The organism is Achromobacter seleniivolatilans (assembly GCF_030864005.1).
Lineage (GTDB): Bacteria > Pseudomonadota > Gammaproteobacteria > Burkholderiales > Burkholderiaceae_B > Achromobacter > Achromobacter seleniivolatilans.
Map to the genome: position 1 here is coordinate 4,132,386 of NZ_CP132976.1, position 25,134 is coordinate 4,157,519.

At 60.0% G+C, this 25,134-nt stretch carries 22 protein-coding genes and 1 tRNA gene; 7 read left to right on the top strand and 16 right to left on the bottom strand.

The window, feature by feature from the left end; translation table 11 throughout:
- Positions 1–164: 164 nt before the first annotated feature.
- The 4 genes from RAS12_RS18660 to RAS12_RS18675 all read right to left on the bottom strand — a co-directional run bounded on the left by RAS12_RS18660 (position 165) and on the right by RAS12_RS18675 (position 5,202).
- Positions 165–255 (bottom strand) — tRNA-Ser (locus tag RAS12_RS18660).
- A 208-nt stretch (positions 256–463) separates the two neighbouring features.
- Positions 464–2,017: a SpoVR family protein gene (locus RAS12_RS18665; RefSeq protein ID WP_306937947.1), complete on the bottom strand. Its 1,554-nt coding sequence runs from the start codon at positions 2,015–2,017 to the stop codon at positions 464–466.
- Entirely contained in the window at positions 2,014–3,273 is a 1,260-nt protein-coding gene (locus RAS12_RS18670) for a YeaH/YhbH family protein (RefSeq protein WP_306937949.1), read from the bottom strand. The genes RAS12_RS18665 and RAS12_RS18670 overlap by 4 nt, the downstream gene beginning before the upstream one ends.
- A 12-nt stretch (positions 3,274–3,285) precedes the next feature.
- The gene (locus RAS12_RS18675; RefSeq protein WP_371321307.1) at positions 3,286–5,202 is read right to left on the bottom strand and encodes a PrkA family serine protein kinase; all 1,917 of its coding nucleotides are present in this window, start codon (positions 5,200–5,202) and stop codon (positions 3,286–3,288) included.
- Positions 5,203–6,165: 963 nt separating this feature from the next.
- Between RAS12_RS18675 and RAS12_RS18680 the strand changes: the two genes are divergently transcribed.
- Both RAS12_RS18680 and RAS12_RS18685 read left to right on the top strand, forming a co-directional pair.
- Positions 6,166–7,344, top strand: coding sequence for a DUF3142 domain-containing protein (locus RAS12_RS18680; RefSeq protein WP_306937952.1), 1,179 nt, complete (start codon positions 6,166–6,168; stop codon positions 7,342–7,344).
- Positions 7,307–9,841, top strand: a complete 2,535-nt coding sequence (locus tag RAS12_RS18685) for a hypothetical protein (protein WP_306937954.1) — start codon at positions 7,307–7,309, stop codon at positions 9,839–9,841. Before RAS12_RS18680 ends, RAS12_RS18685 begins: the two co-directional genes overlap by 38 nt.
- On the opposite strand, the gene ribD is transcribed toward RAS12_RS18685, so the two are convergent.
- Positions 9,838–10,989, bottom strand: coding sequence for a bifunctional diaminohydroxyphosphoribosylaminopyrimidine deaminase/5-amino-6-(5-phosphoribosylamino)uracil reductase RibD (gene ribD / locus RAS12_RS18690; protein WP_306937956.1), 1,152 nt, complete (start codon positions 10,987–10,989; stop codon positions 9,838–9,840). The genes RAS12_RS18685 and ribD overlap by 4 nt on opposite strands.
- Before the next feature lie 180 nt (positions 10,990–11,169).
- Between ribD and RAS12_RS18695 the strand changes: the two genes are divergently transcribed.
- Both RAS12_RS18695 and RAS12_RS18700 read left to right on the top strand, forming a co-directional pair.
- Entirely contained in the window at positions 11,170–11,733 is a 564-nt protein-coding gene (locus RAS12_RS18695) for a cysteine hydrolase family protein (RefSeq protein WP_306937958.1), read from the top strand.
- Between the two features lie 17 nt (positions 11,734–11,750).
- Positions 11,751–12,713, top strand: coding sequence for a GlxA family transcriptional regulator (locus RAS12_RS18700; protein ID WP_306937960.1), 963 nt, complete (start codon positions 11,751–11,753; stop codon positions 12,711–12,713).
- 42 nt (positions 12,714–12,755) lie between these two features.
- Here RAS12_RS18700 and nrdR read toward each other — a convergent pair whose 3' ends face one another.
- Together nrdR and glyA are read right to left on the bottom strand one after the other, a co-directional pair.
- A complete protein-coding gene (gene nrdR / locus RAS12_RS18705; protein ID WP_306937961.1) occupies positions 12,756–13,235 on the bottom strand; it encodes a transcriptional regulator NrdR in 480 nt (159 codons plus the stop codon).
- Positions 13,236–13,451: 216 nt separating this feature from the next.
- On the bottom strand, positions 13,452–14,702 hold the full coding sequence (glyA, locus tag RAS12_RS18710) for a serine hydroxymethyltransferase (protein ID WP_306937962.1): 1,251 nt from the start codon (positions 14,700–14,702) through the stop codon (positions 13,452–13,454).
- 204 nt (positions 14,703–14,906) lie between these two features.
- On the opposite strand from glyA, the gene RAS12_RS18715 reads away from it, so the two are divergent.
- A complete protein-coding gene (locus tag RAS12_RS18715; RefSeq protein ID WP_306937963.1) occupies positions 14,907–15,545 on the top strand; it encodes a LysE family translocator in 639 nt (212 codons plus the stop codon).
- Between the two features lie 61 nt (positions 15,546–15,606).
- Here RAS12_RS18715 and RAS12_RS18720 read toward each other — a convergent pair whose 3' ends face one another.
- The 4 genes from RAS12_RS18720 to tyrS form a co-directional block, all read right to left on the bottom strand.
- Entirely contained in the window at positions 15,607–15,954 is a 348-nt protein-coding gene (locus RAS12_RS18720; RefSeq protein WP_306937965.1) for a helix-turn-helix domain-containing protein, read from the bottom strand.
- On the bottom strand, positions 15,951–16,295 hold the full coding sequence (locus RAS12_RS18725) for a type II toxin-antitoxin system RelE/ParE family toxin (protein ID WP_306937966.1): 345 nt from the start codon (positions 16,293–16,295) through the stop codon (positions 15,951–15,953). The genes RAS12_RS18720 and RAS12_RS18725 overlap by 4 nt, the downstream gene beginning before the upstream one ends.
- Positions 16,296–16,545: 250 nt before the next feature.
- Entirely contained in the window at positions 16,546–17,199 is a 654-nt protein-coding gene (locus RAS12_RS18730) for a YbhB/YbcL family Raf kinase inhibitor-like protein (RefSeq protein ID WP_306937968.1), read from the bottom strand.
- 72 nt (positions 17,200–17,271) lie between these two features.
- A complete protein-coding gene (gene tyrS, locus RAS12_RS18735) occupies positions 17,272–18,501 on the bottom strand; it encodes a tyrosine--tRNA ligase (protein ID WP_306937970.1) in 1,230 nt (409 codons plus the stop codon).
- A gap of 256 nt (positions 18,502–18,757) precedes the next feature.
- Between tyrS and RAS12_RS18740 the strand changes: the two genes are divergently transcribed.
- On the top strand, positions 18,758–20,167 hold the full coding sequence (locus tag RAS12_RS18740; protein ID WP_306937971.1) for a M23 family metallopeptidase: 1,410 nt from the start codon (positions 18,758–18,760) through the stop codon (positions 20,165–20,167).
- 81 nt (positions 20,168–20,248) lie between these two features.
- Positions 20,249–21,412 (top strand): anhydro-N-acetylmuramic acid kinase, encoded by a 1,164-nt coding sequence (locus RAS12_RS18745; protein WP_306937973.1) that lies wholly within the window; start codon positions 20,249–20,251, stop codon positions 21,410–21,412.
- A 161-nt stretch (positions 21,413–21,573) separates the two neighbouring features.
- Here RAS12_RS18745 and erpA read toward each other — a convergent pair whose 3' ends face one another.
- From erpA to rplM, 5 genes are all read right to left on the bottom strand, one after another.
- On the bottom strand, positions 21,574–21,945 hold the full coding sequence (gene erpA, locus RAS12_RS18750; RefSeq protein WP_306937975.1) for an iron-sulfur cluster insertion protein ErpA: 372 nt from the start codon (positions 21,943–21,945) through the stop codon (positions 21,574–21,576).
- 86 nt (positions 21,946–22,031) lie between these two features.
- Positions 22,032–22,778: a DUF6776 family protein gene (locus tag RAS12_RS18755; protein WP_306937977.1), complete on the bottom strand. Its 747-nt coding sequence runs from the start codon at positions 22,776–22,778 to the stop codon at positions 22,032–22,034.
- 45 nt (positions 22,779–22,823) lie between these two features.
- Positions 22,824–23,888 carry an N-acetyl-gamma-glutamyl-phosphate reductase gene (argC, locus tag RAS12_RS18760; protein ID WP_306937978.1) on the bottom strand — a complete coding sequence of 355 codons (1,065 nt, stop codon included), beginning with the start codon at positions 23,886–23,888 and terminating at the stop codon, positions 22,824–22,826.
- 206 nt (positions 23,889–24,094) lie between these two features.
- Entirely contained in the window at positions 24,095–24,487 is a 393-nt protein-coding gene (rpsI, locus tag RAS12_RS18765) for a 30S ribosomal protein S9 (RefSeq protein ID WP_175177623.1), read from the bottom strand.
- A gap of 9 nt (positions 24,488–24,496) precedes the next feature.
- Complete coding sequence (gene rplM, locus RAS12_RS18770; RefSeq protein ID WP_169271842.1) at positions 24,497–24,925, bottom strand: 50S ribosomal protein L13; 429 nt, start codon at positions 24,923–24,925, stop codon at positions 24,497–24,499.
- Between the last annotated feature and the right edge of the window lie 209 nt (positions 24,926–25,134).

The following is a 25,134-nucleotide window of genomic DNA, read 5'->3' on the forward strand; positions in this document are numbered from 1 at the left end:
CTCCGGATCTTCTCCGCAACGCAGGGTATTTCATGTACAGAACAGGCATCTGGATTCGTCTATGACGGTAGACCACCGTTGATTCCCTCAGACGACAAAAAACCCGCACAGCCTTAGCTCGTGCGGGTTTCATGTACTACCTGAGGCTACCTCAGGGGGAAACTTGGCGGACAGAGGGGGATTCGAACCCCCGATACGTTGTTCACGTATACACGCTTTCCAGGCGTGCGCCTTCAACCGCTCGGCCACCTGTCCTAATTCTGCATTTTCGTGAGCAGTGATGAAGGTTCAATGGGGTCATTACTTGCCACCCCCTATTGCTTTCTACCAACGCCGACCAATACTACTAGCGTTTTCACTGATACGAATTTTGCGAATCCGCGATTCTAGCAGAATTAAATGCAGCAGAGCAAGCCCGCAAAGAAAAGGGGACGCACTGGACGTCCCCACTTCTTGCCAGGCCTCAAGCGTTGGCAGGCGGGTCTTGTTCCCGGTATGCGCTGACGGTGCCGTCCGGCTCAGTCTCTTCCAGACGCACCTTGAACCCCCACAGCCGGCCCAGATGTTTCATGACCTGCTCGGCATCGTCGCCGGCTAGCGGACGGCCTCGGCTCTTCAGATGGCGCAAGACCAGCGACCGGTCGGAGTCACGGTTAAAGCGCACCACCTGGATATCCGGCACCTGATTGTCGCGGTTGTGCTGCGCGGCCAGCAGGCGGCGGATGTCCCGGTAACCCTCGTCATCGTGGATGGCAGCGACTTCCAGCTTCGGATTGGCTTGATGGTCCGAGATCGCGAAGAAGCGGAATTCACGGATCAGACGCGGCGACAGGTATTGCGAGATAAAAGACTCATCCTTGAAGTTGCGCATCGCGAAGTCCAGCGTCTTCAACCAGTCACTGCCCGCGATATCCGGAAACCAGCGGCGGTCCTCGGGCGTCGGCGACTGACAGATGCGGCGGATGTCCGTCATCATGGCAAAGCCCAGCGCATACGGGTTGATGCCGCCATAACCGCGCTCATCAAAGCCGCGCTGACTGACCACGTTCGTATGGCTTTGCAAGAACTCCATCATGAAGCCGTCGTTCACCAGCCCCTTTTCGTGAAGGCGATTCAGGATGGTGTAGTGCCAGAACGTGGCCCAGCCTTCGTTCATGACCTTGGTCTGCGTCTGGGGATAGAAATACTGCGCAATCTTGCGCACGATGCGCACCAGTTCTTTCTGCCAGGGTTGCAGCTTGGGCGAGTACTTCTCGATGAAGTACAGCAGGTTCTCTTCGGGTTCAGGCGGGAATACCGCGGCTTGGGCGCGAGTGTCCTTGTCTGCTTCCAGACGCGGCAAGGTGCGCCACAAATCGTTGTATTGCAGCCGCGCGTGTTCCTTGCGTTCCGCTTGGCGCGCGGCCTCTTCTTTGTATGACACCGGTGTCGGCCGCTTGTAGCGGTCTACGCCATGGTGGGACAGCGCGTGGCAAGAATCCAGCAAGGCCTCGACCGCTTCGATGCCGTAGCGGTCTTCGCAGGACATCACGTACTTGCGGGCAAACACCAGATAGTCCAGCACGCCATCGGCGTCCGTCCACTGGCGGAACAGATAGTTGCCTTTGAAAAACGAGTTGTGGCCGTAGCACGCATGAGCAATCACCAGCGCCTGCATCGTCATGGAGTTTTCTTCCATGAGATACGAGATACAAGGATTGGAGTTGATGACGATTTCGTACGCCAAGCCCTGCATGCCGCGCCGGTAGCCCTGCTCGTTACGAATGAACTCCTTGCCGTACGACCAATGCGGATACCCGATAGGCAACCCGGCCGACGCATAAGCGTCCAGCATCTGTTCCGAGGTGATTACCTCGATCTGGTTCGGATAGGTGTCCAAGCCGTATTCCGCCGCAACCTTTGAGATCGCGTCGTCATAGGTCTGGATCAGTTCGAACGTCCATTCGGAACCTTGGGAAATCGGCCGAGTCCCGCCGGCCGATTCCGGCTCCACGAGAGCACCTACGATGGCATTCATGCGGTTTCCTTCTTGAACAGGTCATGGAACACGGGAAAGATCTCCCCGCGATCGCAGATGCGCCGCATCGCGAAATGCGGCTCCAGCTTCTGTTCATACTCCGCCCACAGGCTGCTCTTGCGGGCTTCCTGCGAATCCGGAATCTCGATATAGGCAAAGTAACGCGTCGATGGCAACAGATGCTCGGCCAGGAACCGCGCGCTCTTGCCCGCGTCGGCGCCGAACGAATCGCCGTCGCTGGCCTGGGCCGCATACACGTTCCAAGCCGAGGGCGGATAGCGCTTTTCCAGAATCTCGCGCATCAGCTCCAGCGCGGACAACACTATGGTGCCCCCGCTCTTGGGATCATAGAAGAAGGTCTTCTCGTCCACTTCCTCGGCGTTGTCCGTGTGACGGATAAAGACCAGATCCACGTGCTCGTACTTGCGCGACAAGAACAGGTACAACAACGTAAAGAAGCGCTTGGCCAGATCCTTCTTGCCTTCGTCCATGGACCCGGACACATCCATCAGGCAGAACATGACCGCGCGCGCCATGGGAATCGAGACCGACACGCGGTTGCGGTAACGCAAGTCCAGATCGTCCAGGAACGGCACGCGAGCCACGCGTTCGCGGCACTCTTCGACGGTTTGCTCCAAGGTGCGAATCTCGGCAGCGGGCGCACCCGCCGCCAACGCTTTGGCCAACGCCTCTTCGGCATCTTCCAGATCGGCGCGCGCCTTTACATTCAGCGCTACGCGGCGCGCCAATGACGATTTGAGCGTGCGGCTGATGCTCAACATGCTGGGCGAGCCGGTCGTCGTATAGCCCGCGCGTTGCCACTTCTTTTGGCTGACTTCGCCCAATTGGTTGCGCGCCAGGTGCGGCAGTTCAAGATCCTCGAAGAACAGGTTCAGGAACTCCGCCCGGGACAGGCTGAAGGTGAACTGATCAACCGCTTCACCCTCGCCCGGGTCGGAGCCGCCCTCGCCCTGCCCGCCTTGCGGCCGGTCGAAAGAGTCACCCTTGGCAAACTCACGATTGCCCGGGTGCACCATCTCGCGGTCGCCGCCCTGTCCGTGCCGGAAACTAGGCTCGGAAATATCGCGGGCGGGCAGGTTGATCTCTCCGCCTTGATCCATATCCTGAATGGAGCGGTCACGGATCATCCCGTGAACCGCCTTACGGATCTGATCCTTATAGCGCCGCAAAAAGCGCTCACGGTTGACAGCGCTTTTATTGCGCCCATTCAGACGGCGATCGATCAGTGAATTCATGATTCACCTCGCTCAGGAAGATTTCCTCACACGGAGGTACCACTCGCACAGCAGCCTGACCTGCTTTTCCGTGTAGCCCTTATCCACCATGCGATCCACGAAGCTCTGATGTTTGGACTTGTCCTCGGCCGATGCCTTGGCGTTGAACGAAATCACCGGCAACAGATCTTCCGTATTCGAGAACATCTTCTTCTCGATCACTTCGCGCAGCTTTTCATAGCTGGTCCAGGTGGGATTGCGGCCATTGTTGTTGGCACGCGCCCGCAGCACGAAGTTCACGATCTCGTTTCGGAAGTCCTTCGGGTTCGCGATGCCCGCTGGTTTCTCGATTTTCTCCAGCTCGTCATTCAACGCGCCGCGATCAAAGCTTTCACCGGTTTCAGGGTCGCGGAATTCCTCGTCCTGAATCCAGCAATCGGCAAAGGTTACGTAGCGGTCAAAGATGTTCTGGCCATATTCGGAATACGACTCCAGATAAGCCGTTTGGATTTCCTTGCCGATGAACTCCGCATAACGCGGGGCCAGGAATCCCTTGATGAATTCCAGGTAGCGGCGACGGATTTCGTCCGGGTAGTCTTCGCGGCCAATACGTTGCTCAAGCACGTACATCAGATGCACGGGGTTGGCGGCCACTTCCGTTTGGTCGTAGTTGAAGACGCTGGACAGGATTTTGTACGCGAAGCGCGTCGACACCCCGTTCATGCCTTCGTCCGTGCCGGCGTAGTCCTTGTATTCCTGCAAGGCCTTGGCCTTCGGGTCTACGTCCTTCAGGCTTTCGCCGTCGTACACGCGCAGCTTCGAGTAGATGCTGGAGTTTTCAGGTTCCTTCAGGCGGGTCAACACCGAGAATTGCGCCATCATGTCCAGCGTTCCGGGCGCGCACGGCGCGGCGGACAGCGAGCTGTGATGCAGCAGCTTTTCGTAGATGCGGACTTCTTCAGCCACCTGCAAGCAGTAAGGCACCTTGACGATATAGATACGGTCAAGGAACGCTTCGTTGTGCTTGTTGTTGCGGAAGGTCTGCCACTCTGATTCGTTCGAGTGAGCAAGGATCGTGCCGTTGAACGGAATCGCAGAGAATCCTTCCGTGCCCTTGAAGTTGCCTTCCTGAGTTGCGGTCAACAAAGGATGCAGCATCTTGATCGGGGCCTTGAACATTTCCACGAACTCAAGCAGCCCTTGGTTGGCCAGGCACAACCCGCCCGAGTAGCTGTACGCGTCAGGGTCATCCTGCGAGTGACGGTCCAGCTTGCGGATATCGACCTTACCCACCAAAGACGAGATGTCCTGGTTGTTCTCATCGCCCGGCTCGGTCTTCGCAATCGCGATCTGGCGCAGCACCGAAGGGTTCAGGCGCACAACGCGGAATTGCGAAATATCGCCGTCGAATTCCTTCAAGCGCTTTATCGCCCAAGGCGACATGATGCCGCTCAGGTAGCGCCGAGGAATGCCGTATTCCTTTTCCAGGGTGTCGCCAAAACGCTCTGGATGGAACAAGCCCAGCGGCGACTCATTCACCGGTGATCCCTTCAAGGCATAGATGGGATAGCTCTCCATCAGCACCTTGAGGCGTTCGGCAATGGACGACTTGCCGCCGCCAACGGGGCCCAGCAAATAAAGGATTTGCTTGCGCTCTTCCAATCCTTGAGCGGCATGCTTGAAGAACGCAACGATCTGCCCGATCACATCTTCCATGCCGTAGAACTCCTGAAACGCTGGGTAGCGCCGGATCGTACGGTTGGAAAACAAACGGGACAGCCGCTGGTCGTTGCGCGTATCCACGATTTCGGGATCGCCGATCGCTGCCAACATGCGCTCAGCGGGGCTGGCGTATGCCATGGGGTCGCGTTTGGCAAGGGCCAGATATTCCTCAAGGGAAAGCTCTGACTCTTGCTCTCTTGCATACTGCGACTTGAAGCCTTCGACGATGTTATGCACGGAAACCTCCTACAACACGCGAAAAATTCAGTACGTCCCTACGTGTCCCCATTGTGCCTCAGTGCTAGCGCTTTACTAGACAAACTAGCGATAAGCATTGTCGGCCAGATGTAATGTTGCTTTCGCCACACATCATCCATGTAGCACGTTGGGACCCTTTCCATTTAGGCTGCACCCTTCGGACACAAGTTCCGTCAGCGAATGCAACTTACGTGAATAAGTACGCTAAACGCCTTCAGCTTATCGCTGTAGCACGCACGGTTGATGCAGCCGCTTGTGAAATGGTCAGCAATGTTTTGAAGGGATGAGCGATATCCCGATGGATTCTTATGATTCGGGCGTAAACCCGATGCGCCCGCTATGCGATGGCAGCGAACGGTCTGAACGGCGCTATGCGTCTGCGTTCAGCAACGTGCCGGTCCGGTTATGAAAAGCACCGAAATCGCGGCACGGGAATCCGTGGTGACGAGGGCGCGTGGTTCTGCACGGTGAAGTCCGTAAGCACTTAGCGCCAAGTCATAGACCTATGCTAAAGCCAATTGACGTTTTTGTGGCAATTCATTTGCAGCTTTGCCCAAAAAAGTGATAACGATTTCGACATAACTTTTACGCGCTGGAATCGCTCGCAAACTTGGTGTCATCACTGCGGCTTCAATTGTTGGAAGTCTTCAAGCAAGCCTTATTTCCAGGTGCTTTCGCGCGATTGGCAGCCAAGCGTGCAGAGTGCTAGTACCCCTTGCCGCAGCACGGGTACCTGCAAGAAAAGACCAGAAGCCTGTCCAGCATCACATCGGGTTCAACGATAGAATCACGCATCTGAAAAAACGCCTTAACCTGCATGGCGTCATTCAAACTTCGCAACCCCCTCTTTCTTGCGTCATGTTGCTTCGCTTGCAGCACGCCATCAGGTCGATCAAAACCCTTGCCGTTCCGGCGAGAAAGCGCGGGGCCGCGGTGTGTGCTGCCGCTTTGCTGCTGACCTTGATGGCATGCGGCAAGCCCGCGCAAGACTTGTCCAACGATGCTTATGTCTGGCAACGAAGCTGGCAGCCAGCGGTCGCGCAAGCCTTGGCCGAAGGCGCCAGCGCCGTGCGGGCCTGGCGCGTACTGGCCGCCGAAAAGACTGCGGGCGGCCGATGGTTTGACGCGGCGCCCAACCTGGAAGCGCTAAAAGCCGCTAAACGCCCGGTCATCATGGTGTTCCGGTTGGATGGCCGGATCGATACGCTGGACGTAGACGACACGTTTGCGCGCATTGCCGCCGCCCGCGACGCATGGCGCAACGCCGGTGTTAGCGTGACCGGCGTCGAAATCGACTATGACTGCGCCACGTCGAAACTTGCCGCTTATGCCGCGTTCCTGACCGCATTGAAGGGTCGCCTGAATGCAGATCTGGACCTGTCGATCACTGCCTTACCCACCTGGCTGACCAGTTCTGAGCTAGACGCTTTGCTAAAGATTCCTGACGAAGCGGTATTGCAAGTGCATGCGGTCCTGAATCCCACGCAAGGATTGTTCGACGCCAAACGCGCCCAAACGTGGCTGAGCGCTTTTGCCAAACACACCAGCCGGCCCTGGCGCGTGGCGCTGCCGACTTACGGCAGCCGAGTCACTTGGGACGAAGACGGCAATATTGCTGCGATTGAAAGTGAGCGGCCTGCGCTGCAATCTGGGAATCGGGCGAGTGAACTCGTAGCGACGCCCGCCGCCATGGCGGCATTTTCCGATCTCATTCATCGCACACGCCCGGATGGACTGGCCGGTATTGTCTGGTTCCGCTTGCCCACCATGCAAGATGAACGCGCCTGGAGCCTGGCCACCTGGCGCGCCGTGCTGCTGCGCCAACCGCTACAGCCGGCGTTGGATGTCAGCATGCGGCCCCTTACTGGCGGCCGTACGCAGGACCTGATGCTGTCGAACACCGGCAACGCTGACTCCGCATTGCCCTTCACGATCCGTTGGAACGGCGTTTGCCGAGCGGCGGACGGCATTAACGGCTATACCCTTGAACGCGATGCTGAAGGACTGTATTTGCGCCGCGGGCAAGACGGCTTGCTGCGCGCCGGCAGTCAACGCAATATCGGCTGGATACGCTGTGAAACCCCACCTACCGCCTTTCATGTACAACCGTAAATCGCTTGCCAAATTTGTCTTGCTGACGGGTGCTATTGCCGCCGGTATCGTTGTCGCCTGCGGGCCGGATTTTCCCGCTCAACTGCTGGATGACCGCAGCGGCACGCTCTACAGCACGCCCGCCAACTCCTTCCGTTTTGAAGCCTCGCATCTGGTTGTGCCCTCGGACAAGCTGCAAGCGCGCGAATCAGGATTACTCCCTGACGGCAGCTACCGCTCAGACGCCATACCGGAAGATTTCGACGGCGCACTTACCCCGGAACAGTGCGCCATCGCGCGCGCCATGCGCGCATTACCCGATGGCGATCAGGCCTATGCGGCAGGCGCGGCTCTGCCCGAAGCTGCCCGTCTATACACCGCTGCGGCCGTAGACATTCGTGCGACAGCGCTCCCGGACCGCGATGCTGCGATCTCGCGGGCACGCGCTCGCTTGCAAGCCATTCTTGATTTGCCAACTGCCGAAGGGTCAGCACGTAGCGCATGGGCTGCCTATATGCTTGCCGAAATAGGGGACGGGCTAACAGAGGACACCGGTGCGAAGCCGCTTGATATTTCATCGCAAGCCTATGCCCGCATTCGGCAACTGGTCCGGGACGGCGCGCAAGATCCTCTGGGGCTGGCGCTTGCCAGTTACGGCCAACAAGCCCGCCAATATCTGGCGGGACCCGAAGGGATGTGTACGTACCTAGATCTCGTCAACGGCGCGCCGTGTACCGATGACCTATCCGCATCGGCATTGAAAGAAGCTATCCGGCTATATGCAGAACAAGCCGCTCGCGGCTCCTCCGACGGACAGGCGTCGCTGCGGCTTGTTGCGGATTGGGCCCTGAGCGCGCCGGCGCGCGCCAGCAGGCTGATCGATGATCCAATATCGCAACGCCTGCTGGTGGCCTACGCGCTCTCGCGGGTTGGCGATATTGTCGACGGCAAGCCGGACAGCGCCTTCGACACCTTTGCGACCTTCGACACTACCGGCCAGCGGGGGTATGCAGACGCCGCAACAGGCACTCCGAACGTCACCCCAAATCCTGTCTTGCAGGCGTTGGTCAAGGCACTGGACACCCAGGATGTGCGCCGCATTCAAGACGCTGACCGCGTCGCGGCTTTGGCTTACCGCGTTGGCCGCTACGACCTGGCGCAAGCGTTGGCGAGCAGACTCGACACGGCTCTGGCATGGTGGATTCGCGCCAAGCTGGCAATCCGCCAAGGCGATATGCAGCAAGCTGCGCAAGCCTATGCCCGAGCGGCGGCCGCATTTCCGCGTAACGACGATAGCATTGAGGCATCGGGCATGGTGCGGCTCAAGGCCGAGCAAGGCGTGCTGGCTCTATCGCGCGGCCAGTACGTGGAAGCTCTGGATCAACTCCTGCATGCCGCAAGCCAGAGTGACGCCAACTCCCTGCTGGACGATGGCTGGCAACTGGCTCCCTATTGGAACGATGCCGCGTACGTGGCCGAACGGGTGCTGACTGCCGATGAACTCAAAACCTATGTGGACCAGCAGGCGCCCGCTTCGGCCATGCCGCCGGTTCCCGCCGGTTTCCTGCACTTCGACTACGAGCATTTTTATGCGTGGCAGGTGAAAAACCCCATCCCGGTCGCCGACCGGCTACGGGAATTGCTGGCACGGCGGCTGATGCGCGAAGGCCGCATGGATTTGGCCTTGCCTTACTTTCCCGCCGACGCCGATGCACGTTTTGCCACGCTGACGTCTGACGGTGAAAAGTGGCGGGTTGTGCCATCCACCAGCCGCCAACATGCCGCGCAGTACACCGCCACCTTGAAAAAGGCGGACAACGCTTGGGGCAGAACAGCACGGGCACAAGCGTGGTTCGAGGCCGGACGGCTGGCGCGGCGCAATGGCTTGGAGATCATGGGCTACGAACAATCTCCCGATTTCGCGGTCTACGACGGCAACTACACCTACGGTGCGGGGCGCAGCCCGGAACCTTGGCGGCAAAGCGATGATGGCAATGGCTCGCAGCCGCTCCTGGACACGCCGGCAAAGCGCGCTGAAGCCGCGCTGCCCGGCCCGTTGGTGACGACAGATGAGCGCCTGCGCTTTGCCGCCAGTGAAGCCAAGCCCTACTCGCGCTTTCACTATCGCCAGATCGCAACCGATCACGCGCTGAAAGCATCCGAAATGCTGCCTAACCGGTCGCAGGCCTTCGCCGCCGTACTGTGCCATGGCGCCCGGTACATCATCGACGACTCGCCGGAGCGCGCATCCAAGGTGTATCTGCAATATATAGAACTGGGTGCGCAAGTGCCCTTTGCAGGGGGATTCGGGCGTGAATGCCCGGAACCCGACTTTCAAGCGGCGGCGTGGTTCCATTACACGCAGGCCTGGAAAGCCTGGGAACGCCTGCGGCGCGACCATAGCGGGTTGTTGTGGTCTGCGGGGCTGCTGATTCTGGCGGCGAGCGCTGCTTGCGTGTTCGCGTGGCGTAACAACGTCAGCGCGTCCCGCCGCCTCAAGTCTGACGGGCAGGCTTAGGAAAGCGCGGGCAACGCCACGCGCTGCATCAACTGCCGCCAGTTTTCGGCCACTCTGGCGCGCAGCCGCAGGTCTTGTCCCACCGCGCTGGTGTCGATGAATTCGTAGCGTTGGGCGCCGTCCAGATGAGTCAGCATCGGTAGCCGCACCATGCCAGCGGCGTCCCCCAGCAACACGGGCGCCAGATACAGCAGCAACTCGTCTACGCATCCCGCGGACACCAGCGCGCCGCTCAAACCCGCGCCGGCCTCGACATGGACTTCGTTGAACTGTTCCTGCGCGAACCAGCGCATCATCGCGGGCAGATCCACCCGATCCGGCGCGTTGCCCGGCAGATAGACGGCCCGCGCGTTTTGCTGCGCCAGCCGTTCGCTCTTGGCCGCGTCCTCGCGGGCGGTGAAGACAATGACCTCAGCGCCGTCGAACAGACGGGCGTCTTCGGGTATTTCGAAACGGCCGTCCACCACCGCCTTACGCGGCTGACGCGGTGTCTCCACACTGCGCACATTCAGTTGAGGATCGTCTTTCAATATCGTGCCCATACCCGTCAGCACAACGCAGCTGCGGGCACGCCAGCGATGCCCGTCCGCGCGAGCCTCCGGGCCGGTAATCCACTGCGACAGGCCGTTATGCAGCGCGCTGCGGCCGTCCAGGGATGCCGCCATCTTCATCCATACCCAAGGCAAGCCCCGGCTCATACGCGAAATGAAGCCGGCGTTGAGGGCCAGCGCCTCTGGGGCGCATACGCCCGTCGTAACCTCGATGCCGGCGGCACGCAGGCGCGCCAGCCCCTGCCCATTGACCAGCGGATTGGGGTCGCCAATCGCCACGACCACTCGCGCCGGCCGGGCGGCCAGCACAGCGTCCACGCAAGGCGGCGTGCGGCCGAAATGGCTGCACGGTTCCAGCGTGACATAGAGCGTCGCGCCCTCAACCGATTCCTGACGGCCCTCTGCATCGCGCAAGGCGCAAACTTCGGCATGGGGGCCGCCCGGAGGCTGCGTCGCCCCCTCGCCCAGCACACGGCCGTCGCGCACAATGACGCACCCGACCCGAGGGTTGGGCGCCGTTGTGTACAGCACGCTCTCGGCCAGCGCCAGAGCGCGCTGCATCCAGTAGATATCGTCGGATTCGCTTGCTTTCGTCATGGCAGGAATTGTATGTCTGGCGTGGCGCAACCGGGCAAGGCGCCATGTTGGTACGATGGGTATCGTTATTAAATGTCCGTTTTTGACTGATCAAGGTCTCTGGGCGGACTCGCACCAGGCTCATGTCTGCGTGAAAATGATGTCCGTACCCTTTGAAAACCTTGGCCTGGAGCCCGGAACATGAAACAAGCACTGATCGTCATCGACGTACAAGACTCATTCCGGCAACGTCCGTTTTGGGATGAAACCGAATATCCGGCATTCGTCGCGCAGATCCAGGGGCTGATCGATTCGGCCACCGCGCAGGGCATTCCGGTACTGCAAGTGTTCCATACCAGCCCCTCTGACGATCCCGCCAACCCTTTTTCTTTGGCCTCCGGCCACGTCAAGACGCTCAAGGAACTGCGCATTGCCCCGGCAGCCGTGTTCCACAAAACGGTGCATTCGTCGCTATACGCCAAGGGCGCCGACGGCGCCACGCTGCATGACTGGCTTCGGGACAACGGCATTGAAGGCATTATCGTCAGCGGCATCCGCACCGAGCAATGCTGCGAAACCACGTCGCGCCATGCCAGCGATGCGGGGTTTAAAGTCGTGTTTCCGACCGACGCCACCCTGACGTTCGCCATGCAAAGCCCGTCCGGCAAGCATTACTCACCCGCCGAAATTCGCGACCATACCGAGCTGGTGCTGCAAGGCCGCTTCGCCCGTATTGTCCGCGCCGCTGACGCGCTGACCGCCTGACCCACCCCGGCGGCAGCATGATTCCCGTTTACTTCGTGCTGCCGCGAGGCATCGTGCTGCTGGACCTTGCCGGTCCTGCCGAGGCCTTCCGGGTCGCCAACAAGCTGTGCCCCGGCACGTTCGAACAGCACTTCTGCGGCCCGTCCTCCGACGTGGAAAGCGGCATTGCCGGACTGCATCTGGCGCATATCCAGCCCCTGCCCGCCGCGCTGCCGGCCCATGCCCTGGTCATCATTTCAGGGGTAGTGGGCAAGCACACCGAGCTGCAAGATCCGGATGCGCACGCCATTATTGACTGGCTGGCTGTCCGCCACCCCGCAGACGGCTTCACGCTGATGACGGTCTGCGCGGGCGCCTTGTTTGCCGCCGCTGCCGGGCTGACCCGTCAGCGCGAATGCACCACGCACCACTCTTGTCTGGATCAACTTGCGGGCCTTGACCCCAGCGCCCGCGTACAGGACAACCGCATTTTTGTGGAAGATGGCAACCTGGTCAGCAGCGCTGGCATCACGGCGGGTATTGATCTGGCGTTGCACATGGTGTCTCGCCATTGCGGGCCGCGAGTGGCGGGCGAAGTGGCCCGCGACATGGTGGTCTACCAACGCCGGGCCGGAACGGATTCCACCTTGTCACCGTGGCTGGAACATCGCAGCCACATGCACCCCGGCGTACATCGGGTGCAGGACGCCGTCGTGCGCAACCCCGCCGCGCCCTGGTCCGCGCAATCGTTGGCGGACCACGCACACACCAGCGCGCGTCACCTGACGCGGCTGTTCCATGAACACGCGGGCTGCACGCCCATGGACTATCTCTATCAGATACGTGTTGCGCTGGCTCGTGACCTGCTGCGTGAAACCCGGCTGGACCTGGAACGGGTGGCGGAAAAAACAGGGTTCAGCTCGGCCCAGCACATGCGCCGCGTATGGCGCAAATTCCAACCGCTGACACCAAGCCTGGCACGGGCGGCGCCCATGCCATAACGGCGCCGAAGCGCCGTTATGGTCCAGCTTGGCCGATGCCGCTTATTCCTTGCGCAGCTTGCCAGGCAGCAACGGGCCTTGCATTTCGCGGATGGCCTCGACGAATTCGCCGATGTCCTCAAAGCTTTTATAGACCGAGGCAAACCGCACATACGCCACCTTGTCCAGCTTGCGCAGTTCGTTCATGACGAGCTCGCCAATGTGCTCTGTCGGCACCTCACGCAGGCCTGTGGCCAACAGTTGTTCTTCAATGCGTGCCACGGCGGCATCCACGTCTTCTGTGCTGACGGGACGCTTGCGCAGCGCCAGACTCAGGCTGGCGCGCAATTTGGTTGGATCATATTCGCTGCGGCTGCCATTGCGCTTCACGACCGAAGGCAGGGCGAGTTCTACCCGTTCGTAGGTCGTGAACCGCTTGTCACAGGACTGGCAGCGGCGGCGACGGCGAATGGCGTCCCCTTCTTCCGAGACGCGGCTATCAACGACCTGCGTGTCGGCATTGCCGCAAAATGGACACCGCATGTGTGTTCCCTAAAGACGTGAATAGCAATAATTAAGCATATTGTAACGATCCGACCCTTGGATAGCGCCAATATGACTAATTCGTCCCTTTTATTATGGGCGAGTCCGCTCGAGCATAGCGCCCGCTGGTCGTAAAGCAAAGGGACGGCGCCTGACGGGGCCGTCCCTTTGGATCAGTACTTTTCGGCGTAGCTACGCTCCGCCGAGCAAGCCTGCTTACTTCGTGCCGTAAACCGGCAGACGCGAAGTCAATTCGTTGACGCGAGCGCGTACGGCGGCAATGTTGGCTTCATCACGCGGATTGTCCAGCACGTCGGCGATCAGGTTGGCGGTCAGTTCGGCGTCGGCTTCCGTGAAACCACGGGTCGTCATTGCCGGCGTGCCCAGACGGATGCCGCTGGTCACGAAGGGCTTTTCCGGATCATTCGGGATCGCGTTCTTGTTGACCGTGATGTGGGCCTGGCCCAGAACGGCTTCCGCTTCCTTGCCCGTGATGCCCTTGGAACGCAGGTCCACCAGCATGACGTGGCTTTCAGTACGGCCAGACACAATGCGCAGGCCGCGCTTGACCAGCGTGTCAGCCAGCACCTTGGCGTTCTTGACCACTTGCTGCGCGTAGTCCTTGAAGCTGGGTTCCAGCGCTTCCTTGAACGCCACGGCCTTGCCAGCGATGACGTGCATCAGCGGACCGCCTTGGATGCCGGGGAAGATTGCCGAGTTGATGATCTTCTCGTGCTCGGCCTTCATCATGATGACGCCGCCGCGCGGACCGCGCAGCGACTTGTGCGTCGTCGAGGTGACGAAGTCAGCGTGCGGAACCGGGTTGGGGTAGGCGCCGCCGGCGACCAGACCGGCGTAGTGAGCGATGTCGACCATGAACAGCGCGCCGTTTTCACGGGCAATGCGGGCCATGCGTTCGAAGTCGATATGCAGGGCGTAAGCCGAAGCGCCAGCCACGATCAGCTTGGGCTTGTGTTCTTTGGCCAGTTGTTCGACTTGGTCGTAGTTCAGGACTTCATCGGCGTCCAGACCGTACGAGATGAAGTTGTACAGCTTGCCCGAAGCGTTGACCGACGCGCCGTGCGTCAGGTGGCCGCCTTCAGCCAGGCTCATGCCCAGCACGGTGTCGCCCGGCTTGAGCACAGCCATGTACACGCCTTGGTTGGCCTGCGAACCGGAGTTCGGCTGCACGTTGGCAGCTTCGGCGCCGAAGATTTCCTTCAGGCGGTCGATGGCCAGTTGTTCAACCACGTCCACGTATTCGCAACCGCCGTAGTAGCGCTTGCCCGGATAGCCTTCGGCGTACTTGTTCGTAAGCTGCGTGCCTTGGGCTTCCATGACGGCCGGGCTGGCGTAGTTCTCCGAAGCGATCAGCTCAATGTGCTGCTCTTGGCGAACGTCTTCCTTCTGGATGGCGGCCCAAACGTCCGGGTCAGCCTTGGACAGGGTGAGGTTGCGGTCAAACATGACGGGGGTTTCCTGAGGCGGTAAGAGAGGGGAAAACTGCGTCGGGTGGGTAAACCCGGAGAATGCTGGATAGTTTACCGCGTCACACGGAATGAATTGCCGCCAAAATGCGCTGAACCTGGGCAAAATAACGCCGATGGGCACGAAAACCACGCTATCGCCGCGCGCCCGGAAACCCCTCTCAATCCGACTTGAGAAACTTTCATGCAAACCGCCACTCTCATAACCTACTCGCTAGTAGCCGCAGCAAGCGTCATCAGTCCCGGTCCCGCCACCATGCTGGCGATTCGCAATGGCGCGGCGGGTGGCGTGCGCGCGGTGGTGCCGTCCACACTGGGAAATGTCACCGGTCTGTTCCTGCTGTCAGCGGCGGCCATGTTGGGCCTGGGCGTGGTGCTGCAATCGTCGGCCATGTTATTCACAATCTTGAAAGTGGCAGGCGCCGCCTATCTGATCTATGTAGGCCTGCGCCACCTGCTCGGGCGCGCCCATATTGCGCCGCCGGACGACTTGGCGACCGCCACGATGCAGCGCCGCCCCGGCCGTCTGTACCTGGAAGCCACGTTCGTGGCCGCCATGAATCCCAAGCCCATCCTGTTTTTTACCGCGTTGTTTCCACAATTTCTGAACGCGCACGAACCCTTGCTGCCGCAGTTCTTCATCCTGACCGGCATCTTCATGGCCATGTCGCTGGTATCCCTGCTGACCTACGGTGCGCTGGCCCGCCGCGCCCGCGGCCTGCTGCGCCAGCCCCGGATTGTGGTGTGGCTAAATCGCCTGGTCGGATCTATTTTTGTCGCGTTTGGCTTGGCGCTGCTGCGGTTGAAGCGGTCTGCCGGTTAACGACCTGAACTGCGGCACGAATCAGCCCACGAAAAAAAAGGCCGCAATTTGCGGCCCTTGATCATGGCGTAGCCGTTGTCACGTTGAGCTGAATCGCTTTGCCGGCACGCCCAAGCATCTCCACCAAAGCGTCCATGGTGAACTTGGCGGTTTTCTTGTTCACGACATCGGACACGCGCGGCCGAGAGATCATCAGAATTTGAGCGGCCTCAGCCTGCTTCAAATGATGTTGTTCAATCCAAGACGCCAGCTCAGCCATTAGTTGCTCTTTCAAGGCTTTCGCGTCGTTGATCTGCTTGTTGGACGCGGCAAGCAGGCGGTCGGCCTCGACAGGCGGAAATCCTAATTCCAGGAAAATATTGGCTCCCGCCGGGGTCACACGGCGAATTTCAGTATCGATGTCCTTCATTTCCCGCCTCTCCGTGCATTGAGCACTGCCCGATAGCGCGCGCTCACGATGTCCTTGTCGCGATGACTGGTGGCACGGGACGTCTTATGAAAGCAATGCAAGACGTAGAGTGCCTCTTCAAACTTGGCGACTATCATGATGCGAAATTCGCCAGCGAGCTCTCGAATTCGTATTTCTCGCAAGCCGCTTCCGGCGTTATCAAACGCCTTCCAATCATCAGGTTCCAACCCCCATTGGATCTTGCTCAATTGAAAACCCGCTTGGCGCCGGACATCGCCCGGAAATTTCAGCAGATCCGAGTATGAAGAGCCGATCCAAATAATTGCCTTTTCCGATGCCATGCGAAACCATAATGTATAAAATTTTATACCGAAATGGAAATGGCGTCAGCTACCTTCAAGGCTGTAACGGGACTATCCATACCGGGCTAGTCCTATTCCAGCAAATCCAACCCGCATCCGGTCAATTTGGACCTGAATGGAAGACCAACGGCAATACGGTCGACCGCAGCTTCGCGCCCTCAGCTGTGGCGAACTGAGCAGACGAAAAAAAGGCCGCAATTTGCGGCCCTTGATCACGGCGTAGCAGTTGTCAGGTGGACGTAGCTCCGATTTGCTTCGGCGCCAGCCTGGGATTCAAGGTGTAGGTACCCGTAATCGATGCCTGCGCCAGCACGTGTTTTTGCATGGCCCGCAGCGCGTCGTCGCCCGTGAACGCGCCATTCAGATTCAGGCTGGGCACATCCAGCGCGTACAGCGTGAACACGTAGCGATGCACGATTGCATCGTTCCAGGGCGGGCATGGGCCGTCGTAACCGAAGTAGTCGCCGCTCATGTCGTGGTCATTGGCGAACCATGAGGAATACGAATTGATGCCTTGGCGCGCATCCAGCGGCGCCAAGGGGCCGCCCTTTCCGCGTGGCGTAATGCCATTGGAAAAGGCGCCTTCCTCGATGTCTCGCATGTCGGCCGCCAGGTCCACCAGCACCCAATGGAAGAAATCCACGCGTGGCAGATCGGCCGGCACTTCACGGCCGTCCTGGTTGACGTCATCGGGCCGGGAAGGCACGTCGGGGTCGTGACAGATCAGCGCAAACGACTGCGTTCCCGCCGGAACATCGTCCCAGGAAAACTGCGGGTTGTAGTTGTCTGCCAGCGCGACGTGCGATTGCGCATCAATCCTGCCGAAAGCGTAGCGTTCGGGAATTGACTCGTGATCGGAAAAAGACAAACTCGAGAGTTTCATGTCGTGCTCCTTGAAGTGCCGAGAAAGGCGTCCTTGCCCCTGTCTGTACCCTCAGCGTATCAAACTTCGCACTTACGAGTTCAAGTTAACACGGGCGAACTTGCGCTTGCCCACCTGAACAACGTAAGTCCCCGCCGGCAATTGCAACGATTTGTCTTCCACGCGATCGCCATTCACGCGCACGCCGCCCTGCTCCACGTTGCGCTGCGCTTCTGACCCAGACGCGACCAGCCCCGCTTCGCGCAACAATTTCAAAATTCCCACCGGCGCGCCGCCGATATTCACTTCGGGCATATCTTCCGGAATGGCGCCATCGCGGAAACGGGCTTCGAACGAGGCCAGCGCATCCTCCGCTGCCTTCGCGGAATGGAAGCGGGTGATGATTTCCTGAGCCAGCATCACTTTCGCATCCCGCGGGTTGCGGCCGCCATCGATCTCTTGCTTGAGACCCGCGATGTCTTCCAGGGTGCGGAAGGACAGCAATTCGAAATAGCGCCACATCAGCGTGTCGGAAATCGACATGAGCTTGCCGAACATCGAATCGGGCGACTCCGAAATACCGATGTAGTTGCCCTTGGACTTGGACATTTTCTCTACGCCGTCGGTGCCAACCAGCAGCGGCATCGTCAAGATGCACTGCGGCTCCTGGCCATACTCTTTTTGCAGCTCGCGTCCAACCAGCAGGTTGAACTTCTGATCGGTGCCCCCCAGCTCCAGATCGGACTTAAGCGCCACCGAGTCGTAACCCTGCATCAGCGGATACAAAAATTCATGTACCGAGATCGGGATGCCGCCCTTGAACCGCTTGGTGAAGTCTTCGCGTTCCATCATGCGGGCCACCGTGTAACGGGAGGCCAGCTGAATCATGCCGCGTGCGCCCAGCGGATCGCACCACTCAGAGTTGTAACGGATCTCGGTGCGCGCCGGGTCCAGCACCAAACTAGCCTGCGCATAGTAGGTCTTGGCATTGGATTCGATCTGTTCGCGCGTGAGCGGCGGACGCGTGCTGTTGCGGCCGCTGGGGTCTCCAATGGTGGAGGTGAAATCGCCAATCAAGAAAATGACGTTGTGACCCAGATCCTGCAGCTGGCGCATCTTGTTCAGCACCACGGTGTGACCCAGGTGGATGTCCGGCGCGGTGGGATCCAGCCCCAGTTTGATGCGCAGAGGCACGCCGGTGGCGCGGCTCTTGGCCAGCTTGCGGGCAAATTCCGCTTCAACCAGCAGCTCATCGCATCCGCGCTTGGCTATACGCAGATCAGCTTCAACTTCGGGAGTAATAGGGGCTTCTGAGGGTGACATGGCAGGGGGACCAAAGCGGCTTCAGCCGACAAAAAGGTGTAAAAAGTGACGAAAACTATCGAAAATTCTAGCCTAATCGGCTAGGATAACGCCCTAATCATACGCAACTGTCATATATACGCAGTTGCTTCGGCCTACCACCCGTTGTTCACAAGTTGCGCCCCGCGCCAGCCCTTGCCCCGGAAAACGTGGCGCGCGGGGGCCGTTCGTGTCACGCACCCTGCGAGCTCAAGCCACCTGAGAGGGTATCTTCACGATGAATCGTGGCCTCCACGAACTGGCGAGTAGCATCAAACGCAAAGTTGCTGCCCTGTTTGCGCCCGTTGAGCCCAAGCCCCATCGCTCGGGACTTTTCCGCCGCACGCTTCTCGTCAGCGCAATCGGTCTGTTTGCAGGCGCCGCCGCTCTAGGCATGGTGCAGCAACCTGACCGCACTGAACTTCCCCAGACCCGCATCATCCAAAGCGTCTTGCCACTGACCGCCGACCAAGTCGAAGTCAGCAGCCCGAGCGCCGCGCCGTACATCAGCGAGACCCGCATTCGTGCCGGCGACACGCTGGCTGCGGTGCTGCAACGCCTGGAGCTGGACGCCCCCAACCTTCAGACCTTCCTGACGCACGACGCCAGCGCCCGCAGCATCTACAAGCTGTACCCGGGCCGCTCGGTGCAAGCCGCGACGGACGAGCAAGGCAATCTGATCTGGCTGCGTTACATCCACACGCCCGGCAACGAGACGGATGGCCAGGTCGTGACGCGCATGCTGCACGTTGCGCCTGCGGGCGACAGCTACAAGGCTGAAGAAGTCACTGAAAGCACTGATCGCCAGACCCGCGTCGCCGTGGGCACGATCAAGTCTTCACTGTTTGGCGCAACGGACGCCGCTGGCATCCCCGATTCGGTCACCATGCAGATGGCCGACATCCTCAGCGCCAAGATCGACTTCCTGCGCGATCTGCGCCAAGGCGATCAGTTCCGCGTGGTCTACGAAGTGCGTTCGCACGACGGCCGCTACGCCGGCGCTGGCCGCGTGCTGGCCCTGGAATTCATCAACGGCGGCAAGACCTACAGCGCTGTCTGGTTCAGCCCCGACGAGAAAAGCGGTTCGTACTACGACTTCGACGGCACCAGCCTGCGCGGCGCGTTCCTGCGTACCGCCCTGAAGTTCAGCCGGATCAGCTCGACGTTCGGCATGCGGATGCACCCCATCCACAAGACCTGGACGGGCCACAAGGGCGTGGATTACGCCGCGCCGACTGGCACGCCGATCCACTCCACCGCCGATGGCACGGTCGAATTCTCGGGATGGCAGAACGGCTACGGCAACGTGGTCATCGTGAAGCATCACGGCAAGTACTCGACGCTGTACGCTCACCAGAGCCGCATTGCCGAAGGCATCACCAAGGGCTCGAAGATCTCGCAAGGCCAGTTGCTGGGTTATGTCGGTTCCACCGGCTGGGCTACCGGCCCGCACCTGCATTATGAGTTCCGCGTGGATAATCAGCCGATCGACCCGCTGGCTGTGGACCTGCCCGTCGCTCGCGCTCTGGAACCCGCGGAAGTTCGCGCGTTCAATCAGGCCGTGGCTCCGTACAAGCAGCAGATTCAGCTGCTGACCGAGTTCCAGCAGACCCTTCCCGACTCGCTGACCAACGTGGCCAGCCGCTAGACAGCCCCGTCGGCATGACGCACCAAGAAGGCGGTCCGCGCACATCGATGCCGGACCGCCTTTTTCTTTAGGCGGACCCTCATGGCAGACCCTCTACACACCGCAGCCCCATCTACCGCGCGCGGCCCCCAGCCTGCGCAAGGCGCGGGGCTCTACATCGGCTTGATGTCCGGCACTAGCGTTGATGGCGTCGATGGCGTGCTGGTGCGCCTGGCAGACCATCAGGCGCCGCACATGCTGGCAAGCGCGAGCTTGCCCATGCCCGAGAACTTGCGGCGCGAATTGCTGGCCTTGAATCAGGCGGGCGATGACGAACTGGCGCGCGCCGCGCTGGCGTCAAACGCCTTGGTCCGCGTGTATGCCCAGGCCGTCGCCACCCTGCTCCAAGATGCTGGTGTCCCAGCCCACGACGTAATCGCCATTGGCGCGCACGGCCAGACCGTGCGGCACCGGCCTGACAACGGCTACACCGTGCAATTGAATGCGCCCGCCCTGCTCGCAGAACTGACCGGGATCGATGTGGTGGCGGACTTCCGCAGCCGCGACGTCGCCGCGGGCGGCCAAGGCGCACCGCTGGTGCCGCCGTTTCATGCCGCGATTTTTGGGACCGGCCACGGACGTGCCGTACTCAATCTAGGCGGCATCGCTAACGTGACACTGCTACAGCCCGGACAGCCCGTGCGTGGCTTTGACACTGGCCCCGCGAACGTTCTGATGGATGGCTGGTGTCAGCGGCATCTGGGCAAACCTTATGATGCCGACGGCCGCTGGGCCGCCACAGGCCAGGTGCTTGCTTCCTTGCTGGAACAGTTGATTGCCAGCGAACCCTGGTTCGCCCTGACTCCGCCCAAATCCACCGGACGGGACCTTTTCAGCATGCGGTGGCTGGATGAACGCCTGGCGATGTTCGACGGACCGAAGCCCGCCCCGCAGGACGTGCAGGCCACTCTGCAACGTTTAACTGCCCGAACCGTAGCCAACGCCATCGAGGCCGCAGCAGCGGCGGTTCAAGAGGTCTACGTATGCGGCGGCGGTGCCCGTAATGCGGGTCTCATGCGCGAATTGGCGTACTGCTTGCAGCGCCCTGTCCATCCGACCGACGCGCTGGGCGTGCCGGCGCAAGAGGTCGAAGCATTAGCCTTTGCGTGGCTGGCGCATGCGTTCACGCATCGTATTGCTGCCGGACTGCCCGAAGTGACAGGCGCACGCGGCGCTCGAATCCTGGGCGCCCTCTACCCGTCGTAGGGTGGATGCACCACGCGCAAAGCCCAAAGAAATATGCGGTGTTTCGACGCGAGAAACCCATCCTGCGATCGAAGGATGGGGTGATCAAACCGTTGATCAATAGGCCAACAAAAAGCCCTTCGGATTGCCGAAGGGCTTTTTACTTCGCGTTCGGTTGAGTCTTAGACCGAGAACGAGGAACCGCAGCCGCAGGTGGTGCTGGCGTTGGGGTTGCGGATGACGAACTGCGCGCCTTCCAGGTCTTCCTTGTAGTCGATCTCAGCGCCGACCAGGTACTGGAAGCTCATCGGATCGACGAGCAGTTGCACGCCAGCCTTGTCCAGCACGGTGTCGTCTTCGTTCACGACTTCGTCGAACGTAAAACCGTACTGAAAGCCCGAACAGCCGCCGCCCTGCACAAATACACGGAGCTTCAGCTCAGGGTTGCCTTCTTCGAGCAACAGGTCTTTCACTTTGGCGGCAGCCGAGTCAGTAAATACCAGGGGGGCAGGCGGCGCAGCCTGCAGGTCGACGGTTTCGGTCACTGCATTCATGGTTAACTCCTGGCCGGTCAGGCCATATTTCAGTGAGCGGCGTCGCCGCTCGTATAGTGTCACTATAGCGCAGGCCTTGACCAGACTCAAAGTTCCAGCTTGACACTACGGGTAGCCCGGACGGTTTCACCTTCCAGGACGCTGACAGTCACGTTTTCGGGGACAAATCCCTCGGGCACAGCCAGCATGCCCTGACTGCGTTGATACTGATCGAATTGCAGGGCCAGAGACGCCGCCGACGTGCTTTCGCCGGTAACGGTGACCGGGCCAGTCTCGGCCTTGACCTGCATCGGCGCCAAGTCCACCGTTACGGTTTCGCCCTTTAATACGCCCGTTGCCTGGAACCGCAAGGCGCCAGCGAATGGCGTTCCACCATTGCGGCCGCTGCGCATCAGCAGCACCTTGTAGCGCAAACCCCCGCCATCGCGCTCGATCTGCACGCTGCGAATGTCCACCGAACCTTCCGGCCCGGGCGGCAGCAATTGCTCGTAGAAGGCGAGCTGATCGCGCACTCGGCCCAATTCCGCTTGAGCGGTAAGCAGCTGGGCTTCAAGCTCTTCACGTGCGGCACGCTCGATGACGAGTTCGCCATCAGCAGTATCCAATTGGCCGCGCGTATAACGCAGTTGCGTGGTCTGTTGACGCATCGCCTCTTCTTGATCCGAGGCCTGCTGGCTCGTGATCACCACCGCATCTTGCGGCCGGTACAGTTGCCGCGCATAAAAGTACCCTGCCGAACTGCCCAGCAACACGCCAATCAGCAAGCCAGCAAACAGGCGCAGCCACCCGCGAGGGGAGCCGGAGGAAAGCGGAGCGGACGAGTCAGCGGACATAAAGAGCGGCAGCCGGGTGGCCGATGGCCACCCGCAAGGGCATCATCAGGGCAGGATCGCAACCTGATCCAGACCCACCGACTCGGGAATACCGAACATCAGATTCATGTTCTGAACGGCTTGACCCGCAGCACCCTTGACCAGATTGTCCTGCACAACCATCACGATCAGTTGATCGCCATTGCCAGGACGGCTCAGTGCGATGCGCAGGTTGTTCGATGCGCGCACCGAACGCGTTTCGGGCAGGCTGCCGGCAGGCATGACGTCCACGAACGGTTCATCTGCATAACGCGCTTCAAACAGGGCCTGGAAATCCGTATCACGGGCTTCCGGCAGGATGCGCGCGTAGATCGTGGAAAACATGCCGCGAATCATGGGCACCAAGTGCGGCACGAAGGTCAGGCCGACTTTGCCGCCAGAGATCTTTTCCAGCTGGGCAACAATTTCCGGGTGATGGCGGTGACCCGACACGCCGTAGGCCTTGAAGTTGTCAGAGGCTTCCGAGAACAGCGAACCCACTTCTGCCTTGCGGCCAGCGCCCGACACGCCCGACTTGCAGTCGGCGATCAGGGTTTGCGCATCCACCAGCGCCTTGCCGCCTTCGAGCAGCGGGGCCAGGCCCAGCAGCACGGTGGTGGGGTAGCAGCCCGGGTTACCGATCACGCGAGCCTTGGAAATGGCTTCGCGGTTCAGTTCCACCAGGCCATATTGGGATTCAGCCAGAATGTCCGGGCAGGTATGGGGAATTTTGTACCAACGCTCGAAGGTGGGGATGTCTTGCAAGCGGAAGTCAGCAGCCAGGTCGATGACGCGGGTGCCGGCTGCGATCAGTTCCTGGGCTTGCGCCATGGCCACGCCATGGGGCGTTGCGAAGAACACCACATCGCAATCCGTCAAGGATGCCTTTTCCGGCGCGGAGAAGGCCAGCTTCACGTGGCCGCGCAGGTTCGGATACATATCAGCGACCGGCAGCCCGTCTTCCTTGCGGGACGTGATGGCGGTCAATTCCACATTGGGATGCTGCGATAGCAAGCGCAGCAACTCGACGCCGGTATAACCGGTGCCGCCGACGATACCAACCTTGATACGGGTGTTCGATGCTTGGGCCATGATGGTGTGCTCTTCGTAGAACGAGGCTAGATTGTATCGCTCGGAAAACGGGTCTTGCCGTACCGTGCCTAAATTGGCGCGCTGAGCCCTTATTTCCGACCGGACCAGATGCGTGGAGTTCCACACTGAGCGGCTCTGAAGTCTCTGCCCAGTATCCCGCCGCAAAAAAACAAAAAACCCGCCGAGGCGGGTTTTTTGCAGCAACATTAACGCTTGCTGAACTGCTTCCGGCGACGTGCCTTGCGGAAGCCGACCTTCTTACGTTCGACTTCGCGGGCGTCGCGAGTAACAAAGCCAGCTTGCGACAGCGAGGGCTTCAGCGTGGCGTCGTAATCGATCAGAGCACGCGTGATGCCGTGACGGATTGCGCCGGCTTGGCCGGTTTCGCCGCCGCCATGGACGTTGACTTTGATGTCAAACGATTCCAGGTGGCCGGTCAGTTCCAGCGGTTGGCGCACAATCATGCGGCCAGTTTCGCGGGCGAAGAAATCATCAACGGGCTTGCCGTTGACAACGATCTTACCCGTGCCCTTCTTGATGAAAACGCGAGCCACCGAAGTTTTGCGACGGCCGGTTCCGTAATTCCAGTTACCGATCATGGCGTTTCCTTAGAGATCCAGCGTCTTGGGCTGTTGGGCGGTGTGCGGGTGCTCGGCACCAGCATAGACCTTCAGCTTCTTGATCATGGCGTAGCCCAGAGGACCCTTGGGCAGCATGCCCTTGACGGCCTTCTGAATGGCGCGACCGGGAAAACGCTCTTGCATTTTCTCGAAGTTCGTTTCGCGGATACCGCCCGGGTACGTGGTGTGGCGGAAGTACTTCTTGTCCTTCGCCTTGGTACCGGTAACGACGATATCGGAAGCGTTGATGATGACGATGTAATCGCCAGTATCAACGTGCGGCGTGAATTCAGGTTTGTGCTTGCCACGCAGACGACGTGCGACTTCGCTGGCCACACGACCGAGGACTTTGCCCTTGGCGTCGATCACAAACCAGTCACGTTGGACTTCATGCGGCTTGGCCACAAAGGTCTTCATGATGGTTCCTAAGAATTAAAATTTCTTCTGGCTAGAACATCTAACCAGTGTTCTTTCCCCAACTAGACCCAAAACCGGCAGAAGTAAAATGACAAATCTGCTGAAATTTCAAGCCCTTATCGACATCCCGCCTAAGCGTTATTACCCGCCCGTGCAATAGTCAAAATGAGGGAAAGCCTGAAATTCTAACACGGTTGCTCAAAAAATGG

Coding starts and splice junctions, on each gene's coding strand:
- tyrS (WP_306937970.1), bottom strand. CDS start 18,501: ATGTCACCCTCAGAAGCCCCTATTACTCCCGAAGTTGAAGCTGATCTG.
- RAS12_RS18695 (WP_306937958.1), top strand. CDS start 11,170: ATGAAACAAGCACTGATCGTCATCGACGTACAAGACTCATTCCGGCAA.
- RAS12_RS18745 (WP_306937973.1), top strand. CDS start 20,249: ATGGCAGACCCTCTACACACCGCAGCCCCATCTACCGCGCGCGGCCCC.
- rplM (WP_169271842.1), bottom strand. CDS start 24,925: ATGAAGACCTTTGTGGCCAAGCCGCATGAAGTCCAACGTGACTGGTTT.
- RAS12_RS18740 (WP_306937971.1), top strand. CDS start 18,758: ATGAATCGTGGCCTCCACGAACTGGCGAGTAGCATCAAACGCAAAGTT.
- argC (WP_306937978.1), bottom strand. CDS start 23,888: ATGGCCCAAGCATCGAACACCCGTATCAAGGTTGGTATCGTCGGCGGC.
- RAS12_RS18700 (WP_306937960.1), top strand. CDS start 11,751: ATGATTCCCGTTTACTTCGTGCTGCCGCGAGGCATCGTGCTGCTGGAC.
- RAS12_RS18730 (WP_306937968.1), bottom strand. CDS start 17,199: ATGAAACTCTCGAGTTTGTCTTTTTCCGATCACGAGTCAATTCCCGAA.
- RAS12_RS18670 (WP_306937949.1), bottom strand. CDS start 3,273: ATGAATTCACTGATCGATCGCCGTCTGAATGGGCGCAATAAAAGCGCT.
- RAS12_RS18755 (WP_306937977.1), bottom strand. CDS start 22,778: ATGTCCGCTGACTCGTCCGCTCCGCTTTCCTCCGGCTCCCCTCGCGGG.
- RAS12_RS18665 (WP_306937947.1), bottom strand. CDS start 2,017: ATGAATGCCATCGTAGGTGCTCTCGTGGAGCCGGAATCGGCCGGCGGG.
- RAS12_RS18720 (WP_306937965.1), bottom strand. CDS start 15,954: ATGAAGGACATCGATACTGAAATTCGCCGTGTGACCCCGGCGGGAGCC.
- erpA (WP_306937975.1), bottom strand. CDS start 21,945: ATGAATGCAGTGACCGAAACCGTCGACCTGCAGGCTGCGCCGCCTGCC.
- RAS12_RS18725 (WP_306937966.1), bottom strand. CDS start 16,295: ATGGCATCGGAAAAGGCAATTATTTGGATCGGCTCTTCATACTCGGAT.
- rpsI (WP_175177623.1), bottom strand. CDS start 24,487: ATGATCGGTAACTGGAATTACGGAACCGGCCGTCGCAAAACTTCGGTG.
- glyA (WP_306937962.1), bottom strand. CDS start 14,702: ATGTTTGACCGCAACCTCACCCTGTCCAAGGCTGACCCGGACGTTTGG.
- ribD (WP_306937956.1), bottom strand. CDS start 10,989: ATGACGAAAGCAAGCGAATCCGACGATATCTACTGGATGCAGCGCGCT.
- RAS12_RS18715 (WP_306937963.1), top strand. CDS start 14,907: ATGCAAACCGCCACTCTCATAACCTACTCGCTAGTAGCCGCAGCAAGC.
- nrdR (WP_306937961.1), bottom strand. CDS start 13,235: ATGCGGTGTCCATTTTGCGGCAATGCCGACACGCAGGTCGTTGATAGC.